This is a genomic window from Neobacillus sp. NPDC093182 (assembly GCF_044754045.1).
Map to the genome: position 1 here is coordinate 7,940 of NZ_JBIVOI010000018.1, position 25,753 is coordinate 33,692.

General features: G+C 37.2%; 23 protein-coding genes and 2 pseudogenes. 16 read left to right on the forward strand and 9 right to left on the reverse strand.

All coding sequences use genetic code 11. The annotated features are described in order from the left end of the window. The 6 genes and pseudogenes from ACIQAA_RS26165 to ACIQAA_RS26190 form a co-directional block, all read left to right on the forward strand. Positions 1-929: pseudogene (locus ACIQAA_RS26165) on the forward strand (collagen-like triple helix repeat-containing protein); the annotation flags it as partial. A gap of 579 nt (positions 930-1,508) precedes the next feature. Next, on the forward strand, positions 1,509-4,712 hold the full coding sequence (locus ACIQAA_RS26170) for a glycosyltransferase (RefSeq protein ID WP_402625691.1): 3,204 nt from the start codon (positions 1,509-1,511) through the stop codon (positions 4,710-4,712). A 94-nt stretch (positions 4,713-4,806) separates the two neighbouring features. After that, positions 4,807-5,487, forward strand: a complete 681-nt coding sequence (locus tag ACIQAA_RS26175; protein WP_402625692.1) for a methyltransferase domain-containing protein — start codon at positions 4,807-4,809, stop codon at positions 5,485-5,487. A 106-nt stretch (positions 5,488-5,593) separates the two neighbouring features. Then, positions 5,594-6,382 (forward strand): hypothetical protein, encoded by a 789-nt coding sequence (locus ACIQAA_RS26180; protein WP_402625694.1) that lies wholly within the window; start codon positions 5,594-5,596, stop codon positions 6,380-6,382. Positions 6,383-7,248: 866 nt separating this feature from the next. Then, positions 7,249-7,593: a lmo0954 family membrane protein gene (locus tag ACIQAA_RS26185; RefSeq protein ID WP_402625696.1), complete on the forward strand. Its 345-nt coding sequence runs from the start codon at positions 7,249-7,251 to the stop codon at positions 7,591-7,593. Between the two features lie 22 nt (positions 7,594-7,615). Beyond that, positions 7,616-8,242 (forward strand): PspA/IM30 family protein, encoded by a 627-nt coding sequence (locus ACIQAA_RS26190; RefSeq protein ID WP_402625697.1) that lies wholly within the window; start codon positions 7,616-7,618, stop codon positions 8,240-8,242. A gap of 50 nt (positions 8,243-8,292) precedes the next feature. Here ACIQAA_RS26190 and ACIQAA_RS26195 read toward each other — a convergent pair whose 3' ends face one another. Beyond that, positions 8,293-8,838 carry an NADPH-dependent FMN reductase gene (locus ACIQAA_RS26195; RefSeq protein WP_402625698.1) on the reverse strand — a complete coding sequence of 182 codons (546 nt, stop codon included), beginning with the start codon at positions 8,836-8,838 and terminating at the stop codon, positions 8,293-8,295. 206 nt (positions 8,839-9,044) lie between these two features. On the opposite strand from ACIQAA_RS26195, the gene trpB reads away from it, so the two are divergent. The 4 genes and pseudogenes from trpB to ACIQAA_RS26215 all read left to right on the forward strand — a co-directional run. Continuing rightward, positions 9,045-10,214, forward strand: a complete 1,170-nt coding sequence (gene trpB, locus ACIQAA_RS26200) for a tryptophan synthase subunit beta (RefSeq protein ID WP_402625700.1) — start codon at positions 9,045-9,047, stop codon at positions 10,212-10,214. A gap of 145 nt (positions 10,215-10,359) precedes the next feature. Continuing rightward, the gene (locus ACIQAA_RS26205) at positions 10,360-12,042 is read left to right on the forward strand and encodes an ABC1 kinase family protein (RefSeq protein ID WP_402625701.1); all 1,683 of its coding nucleotides are present in this window, start codon (positions 10,360-10,362) and stop codon (positions 12,040-12,042) included. Between the two features lie 135 nt (positions 12,043-12,177). Beyond that, on the forward strand, positions 12,178-12,792 hold the full coding sequence (locus ACIQAA_RS26210) for a YitT family protein (protein WP_402625703.1): 615 nt from the start codon (positions 12,178-12,180) through the stop codon (positions 12,790-12,792). A 159-nt stretch (positions 12,793-12,951) separates the two neighbouring features. Next, a pseudogene (locus ACIQAA_RS26215) lies at positions 12,952-13,107 on the forward strand (SDR family NAD(P)-dependent oxidoreductase); the annotation flags it as partial. A 37-nt stretch (positions 13,108-13,144) separates the two neighbouring features. On the opposite strand, the gene ACIQAA_RS26220 reads toward ACIQAA_RS26215, so the two are convergent. Continuing rightward, a complete protein-coding gene (locus ACIQAA_RS26220) occupies positions 13,145-13,948 on the reverse strand; it encodes an alpha/beta fold hydrolase (protein WP_402625704.1) in 804 nt (267 codons plus the stop codon). A 231-nt stretch (positions 13,949-14,179) separates the two neighbouring features. Here ACIQAA_RS26220 and ACIQAA_RS26225 point away from each other — a divergent pair, with 231 nt between their 5' ends. Genes ACIQAA_RS26225 through ACIQAA_RS26240 form a run of 4 tightly spaced genes read left to right on the forward strand, consistent with a single transcriptional unit; the run spans position 14,180 to position 16,924 of the window. Continuing rightward, positions 14,180-14,620, forward strand: coding sequence for a hypothetical protein (locus ACIQAA_RS26225; protein ID WP_402625705.1), 441 nt, complete (start codon positions 14,180-14,182; stop codon positions 14,618-14,620). Between the two features lie 19 nt (positions 14,621-14,639). Then, the gene (locus ACIQAA_RS26230; RefSeq protein WP_402625707.1) at positions 14,640-15,242 is read left to right on the forward strand and encodes a hypothetical protein; all 603 of its coding nucleotides are present in this window, start codon (positions 14,640-14,642) and stop codon (positions 15,240-15,242) included. A 19-nt stretch (positions 15,243-15,261) separates the two neighbouring features. Next, positions 15,262-15,828 (forward strand): polyhydroxyalkanoate biosynthesis repressor PhaR, encoded by a 567-nt coding sequence (locus ACIQAA_RS26235; RefSeq protein WP_402625709.1) that lies wholly within the window; start codon positions 15,262-15,264, stop codon positions 15,826-15,828. A gap of 22 nt (positions 15,829-15,850) precedes the next feature. After that, entirely contained in the window at positions 15,851-16,924 is a 1,074-nt protein-coding gene (locus tag ACIQAA_RS26240) for an alpha/beta fold hydrolase (protein WP_402625710.1), read from the forward strand. A gap of 69 nt (positions 16,925-16,993) precedes the next feature. Here ACIQAA_RS26240 and ACIQAA_RS26245 read toward each other — a convergent pair whose 3' ends face one another. The 5 genes from ACIQAA_RS26245 to ACIQAA_RS26265 form a co-directional block, all read right to left on the reverse strand. Continuing rightward, positions 16,994-17,788 carry an alpha/beta fold hydrolase gene (locus tag ACIQAA_RS26245; protein WP_402625712.1) on the reverse strand — a complete coding sequence of 265 codons (795 nt, stop codon included), beginning with the start codon at positions 17,786-17,788 and terminating at the stop codon, positions 16,994-16,996. A 185-nt stretch (positions 17,789-17,973) separates the two neighbouring features. Beyond that, a complete protein-coding gene (locus ACIQAA_RS26250) occupies positions 17,974-18,525 on the reverse strand; it encodes a PepSY domain-containing protein (protein WP_402625713.1) in 552 nt (183 codons plus the stop codon). Positions 18,526-18,646: 121 nt separating this feature from the next. After that, on the reverse strand, positions 18,647-19,387 hold the full coding sequence (locus ACIQAA_RS26255; RefSeq protein WP_402625715.1) for a PepSY domain-containing protein: 741 nt from the start codon (positions 19,385-19,387) through the stop codon (positions 18,647-18,649). Positions 19,388-19,455: 68 nt separating this feature from the next. Further along, positions 19,456-20,817: a sensor histidine kinase gene (locus tag ACIQAA_RS26260; protein ID WP_402625717.1), complete on the reverse strand. Its 1,362-nt coding sequence runs from the start codon at positions 20,815-20,817 to the stop codon at positions 19,456-19,458. Next, entirely contained in the window at positions 20,814-21,527 is a 714-nt protein-coding gene (locus ACIQAA_RS26265) for a response regulator transcription factor (RefSeq protein WP_402625719.1), read from the reverse strand. The genes ACIQAA_RS26260 and ACIQAA_RS26265 overlap by 4 nt, the downstream gene beginning before the upstream one ends. Before the next feature lie 260 nt (positions 21,528-21,787). Between ACIQAA_RS26265 and ACIQAA_RS26270 the strand changes: the two genes are divergently transcribed. Together ACIQAA_RS26270 and ACIQAA_RS26275 are read left to right on the forward strand one after the other, a co-directional pair. Then, positions 21,788-22,702: an ABC transporter ATP-binding protein gene (locus ACIQAA_RS26270; protein WP_402625720.1), complete on the forward strand. Its 915-nt coding sequence runs from the start codon at positions 21,788-21,790 to the stop codon at positions 22,700-22,702. Continuing rightward, positions 22,695-23,537 carry an ABC transporter permease subunit gene (locus tag ACIQAA_RS26275; protein ID WP_402625722.1) on the forward strand — a complete coding sequence of 281 codons (843 nt, stop codon included), beginning with the start codon at positions 22,695-22,697 and terminating at the stop codon, positions 23,535-23,537. Before ACIQAA_RS26270 ends, ACIQAA_RS26275 begins: the two co-directional genes overlap by 8 nt. Before the next feature lie 59 nt (positions 23,538-23,596). Here ACIQAA_RS26275 and ACIQAA_RS26280 read toward each other — a convergent pair whose 3' ends face one another. Then, the gene (locus ACIQAA_RS26280) at positions 23,597-24,283 is read right to left on the reverse strand and encodes a response regulator transcription factor (protein ID WP_402625724.1); all 687 of its coding nucleotides are present in this window, start codon (positions 24,281-24,283) and stop codon (positions 23,597-23,599) included. After that, on the reverse strand, positions 24,280-25,752 hold the full coding sequence (locus tag ACIQAA_RS26285; protein WP_402625725.1) for a sensor histidine kinase: 1,473 nt from the start codon (positions 25,750-25,752) through the stop codon (positions 24,280-24,282). Before ACIQAA_RS26285 ends, ACIQAA_RS26280 begins: the two co-directional genes overlap by 4 nt. Between the last annotated feature and the right edge of the window lies 1 nt (position 25,753).

Sequence of the window (25,753 nt, forward strand, 5' to 3'; positions counted from 1 at the left end):
CAACGGGCCCAACAGGACCGACAGGCCCAACAGGAGCAACGGGTCCAACAGGACCGACGGGCCCAACAGGACCGACAGGCCCAACAGGAGCAACGGGTCCAACAGGACCAACAGGAGCAACGGGTCCAACAGGACCGACGGGACCAACAGGACCAACGGGGCCAACAGGACCAACAGGACCGACGGGCCCAACAGGAGCAACGGGCCCAACAGGACCAACAGGGCCAACAGGCCCAACAGGACCAACGGGTCCAACAGGACCAACAGGGCCAACAGGCCCAACAGGACCAACAGGAGCTACCGGGCCAACAGGACCAACAGGAGCTACCGGGCCAACAGGCCCAACAGGACCAACAGGCCCAACGGGGCCAACAGGACCGACGGGCCCAACAGGACCGACAGGCCCAACAGGCCCAACAGGAGCAACGGGCCCAACAGGCCCAACAGGCCCAACAGGAGCAACGGGTCCAACAGGACCGACGGGACCTACCGGGCCAACAGGACCAACCGGAGTAACTGGAGCAACAGGAGCAGGTTCACAAGTATTTTTTACAGAGGTTGCAGGTCCAGTTATTCTCGCAACAGATGGTACAGAAACGTCAATTGGTATATTAAATGTACCAACAACTACTGGCCAAAGCATAAAAGTAGACTATGCGATATCGATTGACGTTGTAACAATGGCTAACTCAAATTTCACTTTTCAAATAAGACTTTATCGAAACGGTGTCTTGATGGATACGCGATCAGTTCAAAGAAATATTACTGTAGCAACAACTTCAAGATTTCCAGTTGCATCGACTAATGTTAATATTGCTGCTATAACTGGAACGACACAATATGAAATTAGAATTGCTTTTACAACAGCAAACAATGTAACTTCAGCTAGTGCCGTAAATTTAGATTTAAACGCAATACGTTTTCCTTAATAACCTTAACCTTTTTTCAAAATAGGATGTTCCATTTTCGAAGAATAGATATCCACCGCCTATTTTTGATCGGAATAGAACAACCTAAGTTTACTCTTATTATTCGGGTTTGAAGAGAGGGGCCAATAGGGCCGACGGGACCAACAGGCCAACAAGTTAAATAACACTAGTGGTTCCAATTTTAGGTTATGGTAAATAAAGTTTGCGAATTTCAAAGAAATAGAGAGATCTTTGTTTGACTTATTAGTTTAACCGAGATCAACATAAAATACTATGTAAGCTTCTCTTTAAAACTTCTTAATTAATCATCCCTTTAAATTGTTAATACAATTTTTTGTTTTTACTAAGTTCTCAGACTATATACAAACATGTCCAATTAAATGCTAATTCTTTTTGAAAGCCTGTTTTAAAATCCAGTCTTTTTGACTGGATTTCTTTCTACATATAAGCTTTAAGGTATACTTTTTCCAAAGAATCGTGTTCTTAACTAACAAGTCATCTAGATGAGAAACTTCAATAAAGACGAGAGAATCATATAATTTCAACCACTTGCTTTTATGGTGGAAAGGAGTTTGGTCTATGGAAACGAGTATAATCATTCTAACCCACAATCAATTGGATCTAACAAAACGCTGCCTAAAAAGCATACGACAATATACACCAGAAAAATATGAGCTGATCGTCGTAGATAATGCATCTACAGATGGAACGGTTGAGTATTTAAAAGACCAACCGGATGTGAAAGCGATTTTTAATAAGGAGAATCTTGGTTTTCCGAAAGGATGCAACCATGGGGTAGAAGCCTCGCTTGGTGACAACATTCTCTTTTTGAATAACGATACGGTCGTAACGGAAAATTGGTTAGGGAATATGCTTCGGGTACTCTACAGCGCTGAAAAAGTAGGGATGGTGGGGCCGATTAGCAATTATTGCGGATATCCGCAGCAAATTAACGTCCCCTATCAGGATGTTAGCGAACTAGATGATTTCGCCAAGGAATATTGTCTGAAGAACAAAGGACTTTCGATGCCTTATCCTCGTTTGACAGGATTTTGTTTATTAGTGAAAAAACGTGTGCTGGACAAAATTGGGTTATTCGACGAACGGTTTGGTTTAGGGAATTTTGAAGATGATGATTTATGTCTCCGTGCCAGAATGCAAGGTTTTGAGCTTATGATTGCTATGGATTCCTATGTACATCATGAAGGTCATGCCACGTTTAACCAGAATACTGAGCTAAACTTGGATCAATTACTGAATAAAAATCGGGAGAAAGCTCGAGAAAAGTGGGGAAAAGACATTTACTCGCTACTCTTTCAACAAGAACATCCTATTACAATTAGCTTATGTATGATTGTTAAAAATGAAGAAGATACAATTGCCTGTTGCCTGGACTCTGTAAAGGATATCGTTGATGAAATCATAATTGTTGACACGGGATCTACCGATCGTACGAAAGAAATTGTCAGAACTTATACAGACTTTATTTTTGACTTTGAATGGATTGATGATTTTTCAGCAGCGCGTAATTTTTCGTTCAGTAAAGCGACCAAAGACTATATTCTTTGGTTAGATGCCGATGATGTAATTTTAGAAGAAGATCAGAACAAGCTTCTAAATTTAAAAAGTACCCTTAATCCGTCTGTGGATTCGATAACGATGCTATACCATTTGGGCTTAGATGAGTCGGATAACCCCGTTCTAAGCTATAGGCGCAATAGGCTTGTAAAAAGGATCAAAAACTTTCAGTGGCACGGGGCGGTTCATGAGTACCTTGAGGTCGGCGGTTATATTATAAACAGCGATGTTATTGTTACACATAAAGGCATTCATCATGATTCAACACGAAATTTACGAATTTACGAGGACCGCTTGGCCAAAGGCGAAAAGTTTACTCCGCGAGATTTATATTATTATGCGAACGAACTTCTGGATCATGAACAATACGAAAAGGCTATTGAATACTACTTGAAATTTTTGAATTCCAACAAGGGATGGGTAGAAGATAATATTTCTGCCTGTGGGAAATTAGCGGATATATATTATCAACTGGGGGACGATGCCAAAGAAAGAGAATATGCATTTAAGTCGTTTGAATATGGTGTTCCTCGAGCAGAATTTTGCTGTAGGATTGGCTATCAATTTATAGGGAAGAATGATTACCATTCAGCCATCTTTTGGTACAAAATAGCCACTGAATTAGAAAAACCGAAAGATAACTGGGGATTTTTTAACGAAGCTTGCTGGACATGGCTGCCACAGATCCAGCTTAGTATTTGTTACTTCCATTTAAACGAATATGAGAAAGCATATTTTCACAATGAAATAGCTCGAAGCTATAGTCCTAATGATGAAAACGTATTGCATAACAAACAGTTTTTCGAGAATTTATTAAAAAAAAAACATGAAGATATACCCATTAATATTGAAAATGAAAAGAATGGTAAGAAAATGTGTTTTATTTCGTGTATAACAGACCCGGTAAAATATCGGGAATCATTATCTTATATCCGGTCTTTAACTGTTCCAGAAGGATATGAAATCGAATTTAGGTCGCTGGAAAATGCTGAAGGTATCGCTTCAGGATATCAGCAGATGATGAACGCCAGCGATGCGAAATATAAAGTATATCTTCATCAAGATGTTTTTATCATTAACAAAAATTTTCTGGTTGACATCCTCTCAATGTTTTCAAAATATCCTTTACTAGGAATGATCGGTGTAGTCGGTGCAAAAACCATTCCTAAAAGCTGTATATGGAGGGACAGCGTAGAAAAGTATGGAAAAGTATACGAGAGTAAAACGGGTCAAATGGAGCTTCTATCTTTATGTGATATAAAATCAGATTACGAGAGTGTTCTTACGATTGACGGACTAATCATGGTTACACAATATGATCTTCCGTGGAGAGAAGATATTTTAAAAGGATGGCATTTTTACGATCTTTCCCAATCCCTTGAATATCTTAAAGCAGGGTATGAGGTCGGAGTCCCTAAACAAGTAAGGCCATGGTGCCTTCATGACTGTGGAGTTAGAAACATGCATTATGGATATGAAGAATCTAGAAAAAGATTCTATAACCAATACAGCAAATGGTTAAACACTGAATTAGAGAGTAAATGGATTTTTCATACACCTGAATTTGAATTTGAAAAAAATCATCAGTATATTGCTCAGGAATCTGCTTGGGTTGGTCATCGACGTTTTGCCTATGATTTGGTAAGGTTTATGAAGCCTACAACTATTGTAGAATTAGGAACTCATTGGGGAGTTTCCTATTTTAGTTTTCTTCAAGCTGTAAAAGATGAAGGAATGAACACGATGTGTTATGCGGTAGATACGTGGGAAGGAGACCCGCATGCGGGCTTTTACGACAATTCGGTATACCAAATCGTTTCCGAAATTACTGATCAATATTATCCCGCGAATTCTTCCTTAACCCGATGTAAGTTTGATGAAGCACTGAGTAGGTTTGATGATGATTCGATCGACTTACTTCATATTGATGGCTATCACACCTATGAGGCTGTTTCTCATGATTTTAAAACTTGGCTGCCAAAATTAGCCGAACGAGGTGTAATCCTGTTCCATGATATTGCTGTTCAGCGTGATGACTTTGGGGTCCATCTATTTTGGGAACAACTGAAAAATCAATATCCATTTATTGAATTCAAGCATTCATACGGTTTAGGGGTATTGTTTCCAAAAGGATATCACCAAGACTTTCTCCACGTATTTTCAATAAAAAATGTTCTGCAAGATACTTATAAACACTCTTTTTAGGATCAGAGTATCAAACTATTACATGACTGTCTTAATGCCTCTATATTTAATGAATTTGTGTATTTTCTTAGGTACTTGTAGAAGGAGGATTAATATGGAGCCGTACCCAAATGATTACTATCTTTATCAACATGAAGGAGCCGAAGGATCGGCGAAAGAAATTGTTCCTTATATTTTAGAGTTGATCAAGCCGAATTCTGTCGTAGATGTAGGTTGTGGAAGTGGGAGCTGGTTGTCCATTTTCCATAAATACGGGGTAAAAGACATTCTAGGCATAGATGCAGAAGTAGATAAAAATATATTGAAAATACCTAAAGAAAAATTTATGGCATGTGACCTTAAAAGCCCTATTGATGTAAATAGACAATTTGATCTGGTCGTATCCCTAGAAGTTGCCGAACATCTACCGATTGAATCTGGAAGAAATTTTATTGATTTTCTAACAAGGCTGGGGCCAGTTATTCTATTTTCTGCTGCAATACCTTACCAGGGAGGATATGGTCATTTAAATGAACAGTGGCCTGAATTTTGGGCAAGGTACTTTCTAAAAAACGGATATGAAGTGATCGATTGTATTAGGAAAAAAATATGGAATAAAAATAATGTTGAGTGGTGGTATGCTCAAAATCTATTACTATTTGTAAAAAAAGAGTATATCGAAACTCTCCCTGAACTTAAAAAAGAGTATACAAACACCCATATTTCCCAGCTATCCCTCGTTCATCCAAGACAATATTTAGCACTCCATAAAACCAGAAACCAAAACAATGAATAACATATTAATTAGTTTCTGCCAACACTTCTATTCCTTATTTTCAAATGGGATATGATCTACCTGATTTAGCCTCTATGAGGAGTAATTGTGTTAGGAGGAAACTGCATTGATATATTTCGCCATATTGGCTCATGAAAACGAAAATGTACTGAAAGCACAAATTGAAAACTTTCGTCACTATAACCCGGAATGTCGTGTTGTGGTTTATAATGGCGGAACGAATAGGTATTTCGGTAAAAGCTTAAATGTAGAAATATGTCCGTTTAGCCGTCCTCTAGTTTATGGTAACCTTGTCCCCTTTCTGCTCGATGTCATGAAATGGCTGGAAGAAACGAACGTGGAATACGACTATTTAGTAAACTTTGATCATGATGTATTATTTATTAAACATGGCTTTAAATCATTCCTTGACAAGATGCTAAACGGATATGATTGTATGGGCCCACATTTTTTAATCCAGAATACGCCTTATGACTATCCTGATTTTGGTCCAGGATTATCAATGTGGCGGGAATGGCATAAATGGCAGCCGTTTTTCATGACAGATTATTTTGCGCGTTTTTTTAATCCGGGGCAAATTTACAGGAAAGAAATTGTGAAGCAAATGATTACTGGAATCAACATGTTGGAACTAGAGAAATTATGGACATCTTCTAATGTTTTCGCATTGGAGGAGATGTTCTTTCCCACTTTAGCTATGATTCGTGGAGCCAAAATTCGGGATTATCCATGGGACTTTAAGGAAAGTCTAGAATTTGTTCGTCATCTTGGAAACATAACAGAAGAACAAATAAGGAAAGCAAAAGAAACACCTTTTTATTATTGGATTCATCCTATTAAAGGGAAAAAACTTAACGAAATAAGTCAGTGGCTTTTAGATATCGACTCCATATAGGTGTTCTACAGGTTACGTTTCTACATTAATGGAGACGCTTATTCCTCATTCAAAATAATGGCTATGATTTAATTCCTGGTTTCTAGTAGGAATATTCTCTGTTTGTCACAAATGGAAGAAGAGGAGGTTTGTATAAACCTCCTCAATTACTTATTTAACCCCATTAATGAAACAAGAAAATCTGGTCACAACTTGGTCACAAGATAGATGTTTTTATATTTAATTAGATAAAATTAAATGATATTTGATTTGTTAAAAAGTGCATTAAAAATCAAGACTTTACGGCATTATATAAAACTGAATGGAATCAAAAAAGATATCTTCCCTCTAACTTCAAAACTGCTTGAGACCTGCGTGCCAGTTATGGGGGTTCCGTTCCCATGTAGTCGTCAAGGAGAAATGTTTAATATTTAATATATATTTAATATAATAGTAAGAAGGGATATCAAGTTTAACAGCATAATAGTTAAAAAACTTTTTTGTCCCAAGTGATTTGGTCGGTGTCACTTGGTGGCACACTGGTGGCAAAACCAATCATATTGCCACCAATTACATCTGTTTAAATCAAATATATGAAAAATAAAAACCTATTAAATCAACATTTTTAAACTAAATCTGTTATAATCCGATTCACTTTACAACCTTGACAGGGTTGAGGTCGGGGGTTCGAACCCCTCACAGGTCATCATAGAAAAATCCTAACATCTAAAATGATGTTAGGATTTTTCTGTTTCAAGGGTCAGTCTCCATAGGGGCTGACCCTTTGTACGTCTCTAGCCCTATTTGAAAATCAAGCTCAGGCTCAATTATGTGAACCCAATAAAAAAGGTAAGATGATAACAAGAAAACAAAAGGAGGAAAACAAAATGAAAAAATTTGGTTTAGTTTTAGCGGGTGGAATGGCAGCCATCATCTTACTTTCTACACTTGGTCCGATGGTGGGGTTAATAATAAGTCTCGCGATTTTATATTTCATCTACAAACAATTCTTAAAAGCAGAATCAACAGGATGGAAAATTGCACTTGGCATTCTCGGGGTTATTTTCCTAATGGCTTCTATCTCTAATGCACCTGCCATTATCGGACTTGTAGCCGCTTACGTTCTATATCTTGTCTATAAGAAATGGAATTCCAGCAAACACAGTGTTATCAAAGAAGAATCAGATCCATTTGTAAATTTTGAAAAGCAATGGAATGAACTTAAAAATTAATAATCAAAGGAGAGTAATTAAAATGACAAATCTTTTTACAAGAATTAAAGATACTGTTATCGCAGACTTAAACGAGGCACTAGAGCAAAAAGAGAAACAAAATCCGATTGTGTTACTGAATCAATACCTTCGTCAGTGCGAACAGGAAACCGAAAAAGCTGCAAAGTTTTTGGAGCGTCAAACTGTACTAAAGGATGAATTTACAAAAGAGTTGTACAATGCCGAGCAGTTAGCTGAAAAAAGGAAATATCAAGCTGAAATAGCGTCAAAAGCCGGAGAAACGGAGCTTTATCAATTTGCTTTAGAAGAGCAGGAATTATATGTTAATCGTGCAGATAGAATAAGAGCTTCGCTCGAGCATGTAAAAGGACAGCTGGAAGAACTAGAAAGAAAGCATGGAGAAATGAAAAATAAATTAAAAGATATGCAGCTTCGCAGAATGGAGCTGATGGGACGTGAAAACGTAACAAGAGCAAACCATCGAATGGATCAAGTATTAGAATCTAACACAGATAAATCATTCTCACGTTTTCAAGAAATCGAGAATTATATCAATCGTCTCGAGAATCAAGTGAATCGTTCCTATAATCAAACCACAATTGACACCCGTATTGAACAGTTAGAAAAAGAAATGAATCTATCAAATTAGATTAGCGATAATGCAAAACGCATGGATAAAAGGATCCATGCGTTTTGCATCTAAAGGCTTTGTTTATTAATCCAATTTATGTAGTTATCCATCACAGTATCAATAAACTGGACGGTTGGCTCATGAACCAGTTTTCCAGATTCGTCGAGCTTTTCATGAACGGCGCCAATGAATACTTCATTTCCCGGTAGTGTTAGTGCAGAAATGCCAGGAGAATTTAAAATCTGTCGTAAGTGCATTTGGGCACGAGCTGTTCCTAATACACCAGGAGAACAGCCGACAATCATCACAGGTTTATTCACCATGACTTTATCGACACGGGAAAACCAATCAATTGCATTTTTTAAAAAGGCAGGAATAGAGTGGTTGTACTCAGGTGTGACAAAAAGAACACCGTCACTTTCGGCGACCTTTCTCTTAATCTCCGTTACTACTACCGGCGGTGTTAGCTCATCATCTTGATTATACATTGGAAGTTTTTCGATTGGTAAAATCTCGATCTCTGCTTTCGTTTGATATCGATTTTGAATAAATAAGGCTAATTTTTTGTTAAATGATTCCTTCCGATTACTACCCACAAGTGCAACGATTTTCACGAATATCTCTCCTTTCATGTCAGAATTAATCGTATCACTTTGCTGAGGATATTTCATTTTTTTAGTACTGAAGGATCTTAGGGGTGGAATAAATTACATTCCTCTTTTTCATTAACTGTTATTTGAATATTCAATTATATTAATTTATAATGGGTTAAAACTAATATTCTTTAGATAATAATAGTTTAAAAGGAGACGAGCCGAGTATGGAAAAGGTAAGCGTAGAAACTAAGGGTTATTTTGGTGAGTTTGGAGGAAGCTTTGTCCCTGATGAGCTTCAATTAGTACTTAATGAGATGGAAGCACAGTTCTTAAAGTATAAAGATGACCCAGATTTTATAGAGGAGTTAAACTATTACCTTAAAGAATATGTCGGACGGGAAAACCCGCTGACATATGCAGAAAATTTAACGAAACAGATGGGTGGAGCAAAAATCTATCTAAAACGAGAAGATTTAAACCATACAGGTGCCCACAAAATAAATAATGCAATCGGTCAAATATTATTAGCGAAACGAATGGGTGCGAAACGAATTATTGCTGAAACAGGTGCAGGTCAGCATGGTGTTGCAACCGCTGCTGCATGTGCAATGTTTGGTATGGAATGTATCATTTACATGGGAAAGCTCGATACCGAGCGTCAGGCATTAAATGTCTTTAGGATGGAACTTTTAGGTGCAAAGGTGATCCCTGTCGAGAAAGGGCAGGGACGATTAAAGGACGCGGTCGATGAAGCCTTAGCAGACCTAGTTCAAAACTATCAAAATACCTTTTATTTATTAGGATCAGCAGTAGGTCCTCATCCATACCCGTCCATGGTTAAATACTTCCAAGCCATTATCAGTGAAGAATCAAAGCGCCAAATTATAGAAAAAGAAGGCAGGCTTCCAACCGCAGTTATTGCCTGTGCTGGCGGCGGAAGTAATGCAATTGGTGCGTTTGCACACTATATCGATGAAAAATATGTACGTTTAATTGGTGTGGAGCCAGAAGAAGCGCCGACCTTAACAAAAGGCACTCCAGCCATCATCCACGGCTTTAAATGTTTGACGCTTTTAGATGAAAATGGCAATCCTCAACCTACCTTTTCGATTGCCGCAGGATTGGATTATCCAGGTGTTGGACCAGAGCATAGCCACTTGAAAACAAGTGGAAGAGCTGAATACGTTACCGTATCTGGGCAAGAAGCATTAGAAGCATTTCTGCTGATAAGTAAAACGGAGGGGATCATTCCTGCATTAGAGAGCTCTCACGCCGTTGCCTATGCTATAAAATTAGCAAAAGAACTATCCAAAGATGATGTCCTGGTCGTAAATCTATCTGGTCGTGGTGACAAAGATGTAGAGCAGGTATTTAATATGTTAAAAAAGGAATAATAGTGACTAGACGTGTCGGATAACGATGCGTCTTTTTGTTATGTAAGCGAACATTGGCAGAATGACCTTGTAAATCGAAAGAAAAAATGAGAATCTTGATTCGAGGATAAATGTTATTAAAATACTCCCAACAGGAGTGGAGCAGATGATTAAGAAAAAAATTCGTCATATTCAACGCTATCGTGATATTGTATACACTTTTACCAAGTATGGATTTGGTTTTGTTATGAAAGAATTAGGACTCCTAGATCTGTTAGCCGTACCTAAGAAAGTATTTGTCGAAGGTAATAAAACACTTAATACCAGAACAACAGGTGAAAGAATTAGAATGTTTCTTGAGGAACTCGGTCCAACTTTTGTGAAAATCGGCCAAATTGCCAGCACGAGACCGGATATCATTCCTGCTGAGATCCTTCACGAGCTGGTCAAGCTTCAGGACCGTGTTTCTCTTTTTTCATATGATGAAGTAAAAAGAATACTGGAAGAAGAATTGGCCGATTCTCTCGAAAATTCATTTGCAGAGTTTAGCGAAATCCCTTTAGCTGCTGCCTCCATAGGACAAGTTCATTCTGCTGTTTTGCTTACTGGAGAACGTGTAGCTGTTAAGATTCAGCGCCCTAATATTATGAGTGTCATTGAAACGGATTTAGAAATTCTGCAGGATCTCACAAGATTAGCAGAAAGTAGAATTGATTGGGTTGAAAGATACCAAATTCGGACGATTGTAGAAGAATTATCAAGATCACTTCGTGAAGAATTAGATTACGAAAATGAAGGCAGAAACGCCGAAAAGATTGCTAAACAATTCCATAATGATCCAAAAGTTCACATACCAAAGGTATATTGGGAATATACGACCAAAAAAATATTGACGATGGAATTTATCGATGGAGTTAAATTAAATGAAATTGAAAAGCTGAACCTAGAAGGATATGATACAAAGCTTTTAGGTGAAAAGGTAGTCAATGCCATTTTTCATCAAATTCTTATCGATGGTTTATTCCATGGCGATCCCCATCCAGGTAATATCGTTGCACTGCCGGATCAGGTTATTGCCTTTATGGATTTTGGTATGGTGGGGCGGATTACTCCTGAAATGAGGGCGCATATTGCTTCCTTTGTTATTGCATTAATGCGAAAAAACACTACAGAAGTAGTGAAGGCGATAACAAGTATGGGACTTGTACCTCATGATGTGGATGTAAAACAATTACATGCCGATGTAGATAAGCTTCGTGAAAAGTACCTAGATGTTCCTTTTAGTCAAATGAGTGTTGGAACTGCTGTGAATGAACTTTTTTCTGTGGCCTACCGCCATAAGATTTTGATCCCAACCGATTTAACGATATTAGGAAAAACGCTGCTCACATTGGAGGGTACAGTCGAAAAGCTAAACCATGAAATTAGTATTTTAGCGGTCGCAGAACCATTTGGAAGACAACTGCTCATGGATCGCTTTAAACCGAAAAATGTGGCTGAGTTTGCATGGTCAAACTTTACGGAATACGGAGATATCCTTCAAGAATTCCCGAAAACGATTAAAGATTTTACATCGGTTATGAAAAAAGGGAAAATGCAGATTGAAATAACAACACCGGAAATAGAACCAGTCCTTAAAAAACTTAATAAGATAAGCAACAGACTTTCCTTTAGCATTGTGCTGCTATCCTTTAGCATTATTTTGGCAGGAATTATCATTGGTGCTTCATTATCCGGACAAACATCTATCCTGCTGCAAAGACTGCCAGTTATGGAGATCGGCTTTGCTATTGCCACGGCAATGTTCCTCTTACTTTTATATTCTATTTTTAAATCAGGAAGATTTTGAAATAGACTGACGCTGTTCACCAAATAATAATAATGAAAAGATTGTCTCTGCCTGACCTATTGGTCGGGCATGTTTCATGTTATTGGGAATATAATGAGCTATATCCTCCCATTAAATAAACAAAAGGGGCAGAACATGTATAAGGAGAGAGTTAAATATTTTGGATTAAACAAAAGAAGAGACTATATATCTATGCCAAAAAGATTGCTATTCATATTTTGTGGTGCTTTGCTAACAGCTATAGCGTTACAGCTATTATTGATGAAGAATAATGTAATTGACGGCGGGATCGTTGGAGTCAGCATCATTCTCTCTCATATGACTAGCATTGAAGTTGGTTTCTTTCTTTTATTATTAAATACTCCTTTTTTCTTTATAGGCTATTCTTATCTTGGAGAAAGATTTGTGCTATTAAGTCTATTTGCGATATTGATGCTATCATTCTTTACCCATCTTCTTGAACCATATCCTTCAATAACACAAAATCCCTTGATCGTAATTTTTTTTGGAGGAGGTTTATTAGGTTTAGGTATAGGGACTGTTATTCGCTTTGGAGGATCTTTAGATGGTACTGAAGTCTTAGCGATTTTATTTAGCGGACGGTCCTCCTTCTCAATTGGCCAAATTGTGATGTTCTTTAATTTCTTTATTTTCAGCACCTCCATTTTTATATTTGGCTTAAAGGAGGCGTTGGTTTCTTTAGCAACTTTCTTCATAGCCTATAAAACTATTGATTATTCAATAAAATAATTAACAGATGTTTTTTAGAATCCATATAGGCGGGGTTCTTTTTTGTTTTGGCGTTTTTTTGATTCTTAACATTTTTGTGAATACTAATAAATATCTATATTTTAATAAAATGAAATATATTAAGATTCTAATAGGATATAAATGGATAGGGGGATTTGGATGGATACTAGAGATTTATTTAGTTTACAAAGGAAAACAGCCATCGTAACCGGCGGGGAAAGAGGACTTGGTGAACAAATTGCAGAGGCCTATGCGGATGCAGGTGCAAATGTAGTAGTATGCTCAAGAAAAGTGCAAGCGTTCAATAATATAAAAAATGCCCATTCAAATTGATTGGGCATTCAGGATTCATTTATTGGTTAGATAGGAACTCAAGAACTGTTTTATTAACTAAATCATTTGCTTCTGTTATATAAATATGACCTGCACCCTTGATCGTTAAGAATTCTGCATTTGGAACTTTTTCAGCAAGTGTTACACCATTTTCATAAGGTACTAATCTATCTTCATCTCCATGAATAACTAATACAGGTGCTTTTATTTGATGTATTTCATTGTACGTATCATGTGATAAGCATGCTTGAAGCTGCAGCATATAGGCGTATGGGAGGACTGGAATTTCAATGCGTCTCTGAATGTCTTCTGCAATCAAGTCACGACGATTTTCGATAAAAGATTGACTATACAGGATTGGAGCAGTTGCCCAGGCCATTTCCTCGGGTGTTGCAGTAGAAGATGCTCTAGACAACATTAACATCGATACTTCAGCACTAGGCTGCACATGTTTTTCCCCGCCTGATGTTGTACACCCTAGGATGAGAGACCTTATCCGCTCTGGATATTTTAATGCAAGTCTTTGGGCAATCATTCCACCCATAGAAATGCCATAGATATGTGCACTTTCTACTCCTGTTGCATCTAATACTGCTTTAGCATCGTCAGCCATTAGTTCGATCGAATAGGGGGAATTGGGTTTCCCGCTTAGACCAACACCACGATTATCAAAAACTATGACTTTATATTGTTTACTTAGGGCAGGGATTGTCCGAAACCAAGACTTAGAAGATAGTGATAACCCCATGATTAATAACAGGGGTTCCCCCTCTCCATGAATTTCATAATATAAATCAATTCCATTAGCCGTAGTTATAGGCATCTTTAACAACTCCTTTTTTACTAGATATTGTCATTTATATGAAACCTGATTTTACTAAAGAACAAATGAATACAGAAAAAGCTGTATTATTGAGCGCTTCTATAACAAAATGATGTAATTTGTCGAACGATGAAGGTTTACAAATGAACCATTTATCTTAATAATTTGAATTATAGTAATATTCATGTTAGATTAAGGCAAATACTAATCGGTTAGATTAAGAGGGCTTTTATGGAATCGAGACAACCAGACCCTGTGAGTTTTTACAAAAACTTGGAAAAAGAGTGGAACAAACAAATCCATTTATCTGCCAATTGCCTAACCTTTACACATTCTTTTGGAAAAGCAGTCGAAAATCACTTAGACCATGTAGTGATTCAACAAAAGGTAATGAACAACTGGTTAACTGTATTTGATATACCTAAGAAAGATGATATAGCCCAACTCGCCGAAAGAAAAGTAGATTGTGAGGAAAAGCTGGACAATCTTGAAGAAGCTCTGTATTTGCTAAATATTGGCTTAAAAAGCAATCATTCACAGTTAAAAAAACTTAATACATCTTTGCGTGGAATGCTTTGTTTTATTGAGTATGAAGTGAAGGATTTAAAGGCAGTCAAAATAAAGTCGTTAAAGAATGAGCTCGAAGAATTGAAGAGATTATTCGACGACTAACCAAATGGAGGAGAAAACAATGGGTAATAGTAATGAATCAACAGTCGAAAAACAAGAAATGAAGGAAAATCAGCTCTCAAGTTTTGAATTAATATGGAGAGCTGCTTATGAGGAAGTAGACGAATGGGCAGGGCGTTTAAACCATCGGGATGAAATATTCTTAAATGCTACTAAGAAATTTGTTGAGAGTATTAAAAGAAATCAGGAAAATAGCCAAGCCATTACAGATCAATTTAAAAGCGAGCTTCTTGAATGGGAGAAATATGCTCGTGAAGAATTACTCATGACCACGACTACGATACAACAATTTTTCCCTCTAAAGTCTTATGAAGAGATCAACCACGTAGTGGATGACATTCAAAATAAAACGACATCTTTATTAACCACACCAATCCGTGCTCTGACTACTGGACAAGCACTTGACAAGTACCTAGACAGTGTTGAACAATATCTTTCTTTTAGAAAGGGAAGCAGAGAGAAGTATATTGAAGGTGTAAAGAGTACAACGAATATTTTATATGAAAATCAAAAAATATTCGTGAACCTGTTTGAAAAACAAGTAAAGTCTGCACTTTTACCATTTCAACAATATATGAAGAATGCTTCGGAGTCAAAATCATAACTATTTTGAGGTGAACCAGATGTCGACTAAAAGTCAGAATGACCCATATGATTCATTTAAAAAGTATAGTGAAATTTGGGAAAAACAAATAAATGATTTTCTTTTTCTTTTGTCCAATAACAATGAATTTGTCAAAATGTCTGGTGCAGGGACTGGTGCACACTCCCGTTACCTTGAAGTTTTTAAAAAGAACCAAGAGGCACTTGCAGGTGTGCTCAATATTCCAACTAAAAATGACTTGGCGAATGTGGCTTCTTTAACCATTCAAACAGAGGGGAAAATTGAATCCCTTGAAGAACAAATCTGGGATTTACAGGATTCGGTGAAATCACAAAGTAAGGAAATCGAAAGTGTTGTAGAGGTATCCAAGGAAATTATTAAACTAACGAAACAACTAAAAACAGAGTTAGTTAAAACGAAAAAGGAACTTGCAGATTCAAAGAATTTACAAAATGAACTGCAAGAGATTAAGTTTGAGCTGAATAGATTAAATAATTTTAAAGAGGATATAGAGATACTTAAAAGTCAGATTAAAAATGACCAGCCTATAGAACCGGTCTTAACAGGTGCTGGGTCCACAAAATAACGAGTAAAGGGGGGGGGGAGAAGTGGCAGTTGATATACCTTTTAAGGATTTATTTCCACCGTTAGAAATAGATCCTGAAAAAGAAATGAAACGCTGGAAGCATCTTTTTCAAGTGCTAAATGAGCCAGAACCGAAAATTGGCCATACTCCTAGGACAGAGGTTTGGAGAAAAAATAAATCGGTATTATGGCATTACCCAGCAAAACAAAAAAAATATGGAATTCCATTATTTTTCGTCTATTCCTTATTTAATAAACCATATATTCTTGATATTGCTCCGAAGGCAAGTGTAATTGAGAGGCTTACAAACCGTGGGTATGATGTGTATTTATTAGATTGGGGTACTCCTGGATATGAAGATAAAAACATCGGTCTGGATACATACATCGAAAAGTATTTAAGAACCGCAGTCCAGCGCGCAATTCGCCATTCTGGAGCGGAAGAGATAACAGTTGTGGGTTATTGCTTAGGCGGGACTATTGCATCTATCTATGCTTCCATTACAGAAGAACCGATTAAAAACTTGATTGTTGCAACTGTGCCTATAGATTTTACTGAATTTGCCGGGCCAGATAAATGGATAGAGGGTTTTAGGAACGGTGATATAAATGTCGACCGCCTAATTGATGTTTATGGAAATGTTCCGTCAGCCTATGTGGAAGCAATGTTTCGTGCAGTATCGGCTCCGATTTATTTTAGTCACTATACGACGCTGTTAAATCGAGCCCATGATGCAAGATATGTGGATAAATGGCGCCGAATGAATAAATGGACAACTGATCAGGTCCCATTTGCAGGCGAGGCATTTAGACAATTAGCGAATGATCTTTTTAAAGGGAACAAGCTTGTTAAAGGCGAATTGATGATTGGCAATAAACATGTAGATTTAAAAAATATTAAATCGAATTTGTTTGTTATTTCCTCATCAAACGATAATTTAGTGCCAGAACCACAAAGCCTGCCAATTATGGATTTGGTTTCTAGTGAGGACAAAACCTACAAGCTCGTTGATGCAGGTCATGTTTCTTTAGCATTAACCGGATTGTTCGCTGAGGTTGTGGATGAATGGGCTTCCACTCGTTCAAATCCACTCTAATTTGTTGTAATAAAGAAGAGTACAAGATTATATAATGGTTAAGGGAAGGAAGGGAAGAGGTTCCTTCCCTTAACATGCTTTTTTATGTTTGTTTAAAAAGTTTCGCAGTACCTCGTTAAATGCTTCTTTAGCCTCGAGCTTAGCTATATGACCTGTATTTCTAAAAATGACAAATTCCGAATGTCTAATCTGTTTATGCATGAGAAATTGTATCCAAGGAGGGGTTACCGAGTCGTACTGACCGCCAATAATTAAAGTTGGAACTTTTATCTTTGGGAGCAGGCATACATTATTAACCTCAAGGCATGCTTTCGCCGATAAAAGATAATAGTCACGATTAGGGTGATAGAATTTATAGAAATTCTCAAAGTTTTCCTCAGTCCAGGAATAAAGGCAGACGCGCGCAGCAATATTTTTTTGCTCCTCAAGGGAAAATGATTCGGATCTTAACTTGCGAAGTTTTAAAAAGAGCTGTCCGAATTGTTTTGGTGCATAATGAAAAGTACTTACGAGCGTAAGGGACCGGCACATTTCTGGTGCTTGACGATAGATTTCTTGTGCAACCATTCCGCCCATTGATAATCCACAAATGTGGGCACTTTCAATCCCAAGACCTTTTAACAAATTGATAATATCCAAGGCAAAGTTTTTGATTGAAATTTTCTCATCTGTAATATACTCTCCATGTCCACGTAAATCTGGAATAATCAGGTCATACTGTTGTGCAAATTCAAACTGATTGGACCAGCCTTCCTTGATTTCTCCAAGACCATGAATAAAAACCAGAGGCTCTCCAGCACCCATCCGTAAATAGGGGATTCCGAAAAAATTTTTAAAAAATTTTTTAGATAACAGCTTACCCAAATAAACTACCTCCTATGGTTGATAATAGTATTCTTTTTAGCCATAATTCGGATAGTGTAAACAGGTATAATGATGCAATTAACATATTATATATACATTTTTTATTTATTATTACTAATAGGTGTAAATTACATATATATGGACGAAAAAGAACAATCGTTTTAACGATTGTCCTCTACTGATTTTTATCCATCAATCCCGCTGTCATCAGTGCCTCTGCCCTTGTCATCATCGACGTCGTCATCATTGTCATCATCATCGTATCGATCATCTCTGCTGTCATCATCAAACTTTACTCTTGTGACTTTTCCTGTTTCAGCATCTACTCGAACGTCAGCTTCACCTTGATCTGACTGAATCTCAAATTTATATTCTAGTCTGCCATGTTCCATTTCCTGTTCAACCTCGGTAACCGTTCCGTTTACCTCACTCACAGCTATTTTTGCTGCTTCTTCAACGGATAAAGCAGAAGTGTTCGATTGAGAAGCCGTTGAGTTGCTACTGTCATCATCACTTTCTATCTTATAAAATGTTTGACCGTGCTCTGTTTCTAGCTCCATTTCCTGACCTGCTTTTATTTCAGGCAAGCTTTGTGTGTCTAGATTGATTACGGACCATTTGTCATCTAGATGAATGGAATCCTCTGGACGCGTATCATTCTTTGAAGCACCAACCGCAATAGCTCCACCCAAAACGAGTAACGATGACACTACACCTATTAAAACCTTATTTTTCATTATTATTTCCTCCTTTTTTTTACTACCTTTCTACAATTTCAGTATATCCACCGAAAATGAGAGTAAAAGGATAGAAACATTAGAAATTCATGAGAAAAGCTTGTTTATGGAAATATTTTAACTAATCATCATCGTCTTTTTGATCGCTTCTATGGTCATCCCAAGATACTGACGTTACGTCTCCTGTGATGGCATGAATCTGCACAGTTGCTTCACGGTCATCATTTGTTTCGATTTTAACAAGATAAAAGGTTTGGTCTCCCTCTGTATCCAGCCAAATATCATCCACCTCACCCTGAACCTGAGAAACGGCTATATTAACAGCCTCATTTTCTGTTAACCGCTTAGGAGGTTGATTGACTGCAGATGACGTAGTGGAGAGAATAGCACCTGAAGCGGCGTCGACAATAATGGTTGTTTGTTTGTCGGCTTCATTCACAACTGCTTTATAAGAGGGTTGTTGATTCATATCTACTTTCTCAAAAGATACAATCTCTCCATTTACTGCATTGAGTACAATTTGTTTTAGTTCCTCTTCCGGCAGTTCTGATTTAGGAGGAGGATCAGGTGTTGGTGCTGTTGAATCAGTACTTTCATCAAAGGATATTATTTTTCCACTTTTTGCATCTAGCTTGATGACGTATAGTTTATTCTGTTTTTGAAGTTCTATTTGGTATTGCTGATTGGCTAGTTTTAATAATGTCACCTCTCCTTGATAACGATCTTGAACAAGTTTCTGAGCTTCCTGTTCCGTTAACATGTCAGCAGAGGGAGAAAGTTTTCCAAATTGCTGCCAGCTTACAAAAACAATAACCATAATGATTGAGCACATGGATACCCAAAACCAAGATAATTTTTTCACTTTTCTTTCACCACCTTAGTACCATTTATTTTCTTACATGAAAATGAGAAAGTGATGAGAAAATGCTATCATTTTTCAATTTTTTTACTCAGAATTGTGACGGTAGTTCCTGCACCAAGTACACTATCTAGATGTATTGTAACACCGATTGCATCGGCAATTTCCTTTGCAAGTGACAACCCAAGGCCAGAACCGCCCTGTTTTCTGGTTCTTGCTTTATCCACCCGATAGAACCTGTCAAAAACTTTTGGGAGGTCGCTTTCATGAATACCAATTCCATAATCAATTATCTTAATGTAAACTTCATCGTGATCATGGCCTAATGCTACCGAAATGGTTTCATCGCTATATTTCCTCGCATTGTCTAAAAAAATAAACAGCACCTGTTTGAGCTTTTTTTCATCGGTTTCAATGAAGAGGGGAGTATCATTTTCCTGGATAAATTCAATATCACGATTATATGCATTTTTAAATGCTTTCACTGTTTGCGTTATTAACTGGCTAATGTTTAACTTGTTAAGCTCAATATTCCATTGTTCATGGTGTCTTGCTAACATTAACAGCTGTTCTGTCATTTCCTTCATACGGATTGCCTCGGAGTGGATGGCTTCGATTGATTCAGAGAATAGCTTCGGTTCCTTTAAACCTCTTCTTTTTAATAGACTTGCGTAACTTTCTATTATCGTTAAAGGGGTTTTAAGTTCATGCGACGCATTGGACACAAATTGTTTCTGTTTTTCAAAGTTGACTTCTAATAAATCAATCATATGGTTAAAGGTTTGGCCCATTTGAAAGAGTTCGTCCTTCGAGCTGCCCTCAAGCTTAAGGCGCTTAAAAGCTCCGCTTTGCCTTATATCTGTCATCGTTCTTATCATAGAGGTTACGGGCTTTGTAATCAGGTTGCTTAGAATCCGGCTAGAAATTAATACAGGAATCAACGCAAGTAGAGTTACCATGATTAACACAAGGCGAAGGGTGGATAAATTATTCGTTGCAGTTTCCATACTCTTAGTTATCTGCAGATTGGCAATGCTTCCGTCTTGCAAAATGATCGGCATAGATTCAAAGCTAAATAGCCGGTCCTGGTATTCTATTTTTTTACTAACTTCATTACTATAAAATACTGATTTCCTCTTACTTAAGTTATGTGCGCCAGGGCTGGTATACGGAGAGGAATCATTTTGGTCCTTCGTAACAATTTGAATCATCCCGTTTATAGGCACGTAAGACCGTAAAAGAGTATCTTCAGAGATCGTTCCTAATGATTTTCCAATATTCTCAGATATATTTTTCATCTCATCATGCGCAGTATTAAGTTCGCTGTTGAGGATTAATTTGCTGAATGAATAATAAACAGTAATATTTATGATGAGGAGCAATAACGCAAATAAAAAAGCAGTATAAAGGTTAATTTTATTTCTCAGTTTCATTTGGAATCCTTCATCACATAACCAACGCCGCGAACCGTATGAATTAACGAGGGCAGATGTGGGAGGTCAATTTTTTTTCTAACATAACGAATATAAACGTCAACAACATTTGTATCTCCGAAAAAGTCATACCCCCATACAGCCTCTAAAATTTGGTCCCTGCTCAACACCTGTCGTTTATTCACCAATAGATAGACTAGTAAGTCATATTCTCTTGGCGTCAAATCAATGGACTCCCCGTCACCTCGAATAACTTCTCTAGATTTTTGATTTATCGATAAATCAGCAAATCGCAGCAGGTCATCGTTTTCATTCAGAGGTTGTTCTTCTTCAGTGCGTTTGATTCTTAAGGCAGCACGTATTCTTGCTAACAGCTCTTCTATTTGAAAGGGCTTTGTTATATAATCATTGGCACCCAAGTCAAGTCCGGATACTTTGTCTTCAACAGAGCTTTTTGCTGTTAATAGGATGACCGGGGTATGAAGATCATTCTTTCTAATTCTCCGAAGAAGTTCAATCCCGCTTAATCCTGGCAGCATGACATCCAATAATATTAAATCCCAACTGCCAGTCCGATAGGCTTCAAGTGCTTCAATCCCGTCGATTACTTTCGTTACTTTGTATCCCTCATATTCCAGTTCAAGCTCCAATACTCTTGCAATCTTTTCTTCATCCTCAACTACCAGAATACTCCCTTTTTTTGTTGACATTTGTATTCTCCTCATTTCCTATTTCTACATTCTATTCTGCACCATAAATACAAAAACCTTTCGAACATATGGTCATCCTTATTAAAATTCTTGTTAAAGCTAATTGTTGATTTTGTACCCTGTTGATTGGGGGAAATCAACAGGCATATTTTCACAGCTATTAAAAAGAGATTATCAAAAAAATATTAAATTTTAATGAACGATTCCCCATCTTAAATCGTTATAAAGGAGGATGAAGGATTTTTGGGGGGGGGAGAAAATTGACAAATATTATTGAGGTTGAAAAAGTCAGCAAGCAGTATAATCAGCGTAAAATATTAAAGGATGTTTCTTTTACAATAAGGGAAGGAAGTATCAATGGACTGCTTGGACCAAACGGAGCAGGGAAAACCACGATTATTCGTTTATTAAATGGAGTAATAGAAGCCAATACTGGAATGATGAAGGTAATGAATTTTGATCCAAAGTTACAAGGCGATGAAATTAGGAAAAGGGTTGGAATTGTTACAGAAAGTGCAAATCTTTATCATGATATGACGGCCTGGGATAATCTTGTCTTCTTTTCAAAAATATATGGTCATTCTGATACAAAGCGAATTATACATTTACTAGAGCAGTTCGATATGCTCGAATTTAAGGACCAATTAGTTGGGAGCTTTTCTACAGGAATGAAGAAAAGAATCGCACTGGCAAAAGCTTTGCTGCATAAGCCAAACCTTTTATTTCTAGATGAACCAACGAATGGGCTGGACCCTGAAGGAATCAATGAGGTGATTAATTATTTACGTAAAGTGAATCAAGAAGAGGGGGTAACAATCTTAATTTGCTCTCATGTTTTACATCAGCTCGAATCCATCTGTGATTCCTATTTGTTTTTAATAGATGGCAGAATTGTAGAAAACGGAACGATGACCGAATTAGAGGACAAATACTTAAAAGAAATTAAGTTATTAGTAGAAACAGGTCTTAAGCCTCTTAATAGCCAAACTTACAAGGGGTACAGGTACAGTAGAAGAGGGGCAAATCAATTGGAATTTTTGCTGGCCGTAAAAGATCAGATTACTCCTTTATTAGCAGACATTCTTAGTGAATCATGGGTTCATAATTGTGAGATAACCAACAGAAGTCTCGAGGCGATTTATTTTACTATTAGGGGGGGAAGAGGGATTGAATAAACAGACGATTTTAACCATTGCACGAAAAGATATGAAAGCTGTTTTTTCATCCAAAAAGGTTTGGGTACCGATGATCATCTTGGCATTAATCCTGTGTATTGTCGTTCCATCTGGTATGGCCTACTTCGGAATTCACTTTGATTTAGTGGGGACCTCTTCGAAAGATATTGAAAAACCGATTGAGGCATTTATTGAAAATTTTCCTAATGAGGAAATGAGAAATACTCTTATCGCCTTGCCGACTCTTGGATACAAATTTGTTTATTTTTTCTTAACCTTTATGATGATTCCCTTTTTCTTGATGGTAGCCATAATTAACTCAATGGTTACTTCATCAAATAGTTTTGTAGGGGAGAAGGAAAGAAATACGTTAGAAACATTATTGTTTGCCCCTATTTCGATTAAAGACTTGTTTCTTGGTAAAGTGTTAGCATCCTTAATTCCAACCTTAGGTATTTCGTTTGCTGGCTTTATCGTTAGTTCTATTATTGTTAATATAATCACCTATCCACATTTTAAAGTAATCTTATATTTTAACTCTACCTGGATGATCTTGATGTTTTGGGTAATCCCAATATTAGTCCTATTTAATATTATCTTAAATGTCTTAATCTCAGCCAAGGTCAAATCATTCCAAGAAGCCCAGCAATTCGGTGGAATACTCGTGCTGCCAATCGTTGGAATCATCATTAGCCAAGCTAGTGGAATGTTCTTCTTAAGCCCAGCAGCTTTATTCCTAATAGGAGCTGTTTTACTGATAGGCAACCTATTCCTAATAAAACTAGTCACTAAATTCAACAACCGGAACACACTATTCCAAAGCCAAATTCACTAACACCAAAGACAGTGTCCACCTGGGGTGGACACTGTCTTTTTGTGGTGCCTGTCACCGAGTTAATGAAAACGATAGCCTGATCCCCATACGGTTTCTATGTATTCAGGGTTGGAGGGGTCGTGTTCAATTTTTTCTCTTATTTTGCGGATGTGGACGGTGACGGTTGAGACGTCTCCATTGCTGTCGTAGCCCCATATTCTTTCGAATAGATGGTCTTTGCTGAAGACTTGGTCGGGGTTTAACGCTAAAAAGGTGAGAACATCAAATTCTTTTGTGGTTAAGGTAATTTCTTTGTTATTTACAAAGACACGCCTTGATGATCGATCAATGAATAAACCACGGATGTATATTCCTTGTGATTCAGTAGTTTGTTTCATTGATAATCTCTCATATCTGGAAAGATGTGCTTTCACTCTCGCAACCATTTCATTCGGACTGAACGGCTTAACTAAATAATCATCGGCACCTAGTCCAAGACCTCTAATCTTATCGATTTCTTCTTTTTTTGCCGTCACCATAATGATGGGAATATCCTTGATACTTCTTATTTTTTTACAGATTTCAAAACCGTCAATGTTTGGCAGCATGATATCAAGCAGTATTAAATCATAATCCTGTGTTATTGCCTTCTGAAGACCAATATCTCCTGTATGGACCATTTCTGTATGAAAGCCGTTGATTTCTAAATAATCCTGTTCTAACTCCGCGATGCTTTTTTCATCTTCTATGATTAATATTTTTTTCATGATAGTGTCTCCCCGGGGCAGGTATCGTGCGGTAAACAAATGGTAATTTTTGTTCCTACATTTAAAGTACTCTCCAATTTTATCACACCGTTATGTTCTTCAATAATCATTTTGGCGATGGAAAGTCCTAATCCGCTGCCGCCGGTTAATTTATTTCTGGATTGCTCGGCCCGATAAAACTGATTAAAGATAAAGGGAATGGACTCTTCTGGAATACCTGGTCCATTATCTGCAATCGAAATCTCTACGTTTTCGTCAGTAGACTGCATGGATATGATTAATTCCTTTTTAGCCTTATCCATGTACTTCAAGCTATTGTTAATAATATTTGCTAGAACTCGTTTAAACTTTTCTCGATCCGCTAAAACATGATAATGACCTTGAGGGGCAAATTGGAAATGCAAATCTACATTCTGTTTTCTAAGATCGAAGCTCAATTCCTCGAAATAATCCGTTAAATAATCTTTTATATCTATTCGTTCAAATTCAAAGGGGATTTTGCCTAAATCCAGCTTCGAGAATAAGAATAATTCATCAATTAAATGATCCATATCCACAGCCTTTGTATAGATGGTTTGGATATATCGAGCTCTCTTTTCAGGTGTGTCTGCTACGCCATCACGGATACCTTCAATATAGCCTTTAATCGAGGTAATCGGTGTTTTTAAATCATGAGAAATATGGGCAATTAATTCCTTGCGGTTATCCTCATATTGTTTTTGAATCTCGTGTGACTCCTTTAATTGGATCCTCATTTCTTCAAATGCTTGTGTTAATTGGCCAATCTCATCATTTCTCACAGCTGTAATCGAATGCTCGAGGTCTCCAGTTTTTATAAAATGAGCGGCCTTTTTTAATTGATTAATTGGTTTGATAATACTTTTTGATACAAAATAGGTTAATAGCCCATTAGTAACAATTAAAATTAATAAACATAAACCGAATAAAATAGGGAAAAAGGTTCGAACAAACTGGTTCCATGGGCTTGCGTCTCTCATTAAAAATAATGAAACTTCACTGCCATCTTGTAAGTAGAAATCATGCTGCTTCATGGCAAAAGTCTGCTTACCAATTTCTTCTAAGCTGCGAAAGCTTCTTTCTGTTCCAAATTCCGGCAGTTCCTCTGTACGGACTGTTTCAAGATCTTCTGTCATGTAGAATATTTCGTCGTTTTTACGGATCAATAATCCGGAGTCGATTTTACTAAGCTCATTGTTCAGCGACTCCAAATACTCCTTACTCATCAATTCAACAGAACTTACAGCAGACTTTTCTTTTAGTTCGAGGAAAAATAATGTATCCTCTTGTTTTGTTTTGTGGTAATTGTGGCTTTCAGGTAAGAAATTAGCCATTTCACGGATATCGCCGAGAAAAACAATCATTAAAAGAAAAGAGGTAATGATAAACAACATAATTGGTACTGTGATCATCGCTATATATGAAAGTATAAGCCGAAGTTTAATAGACATT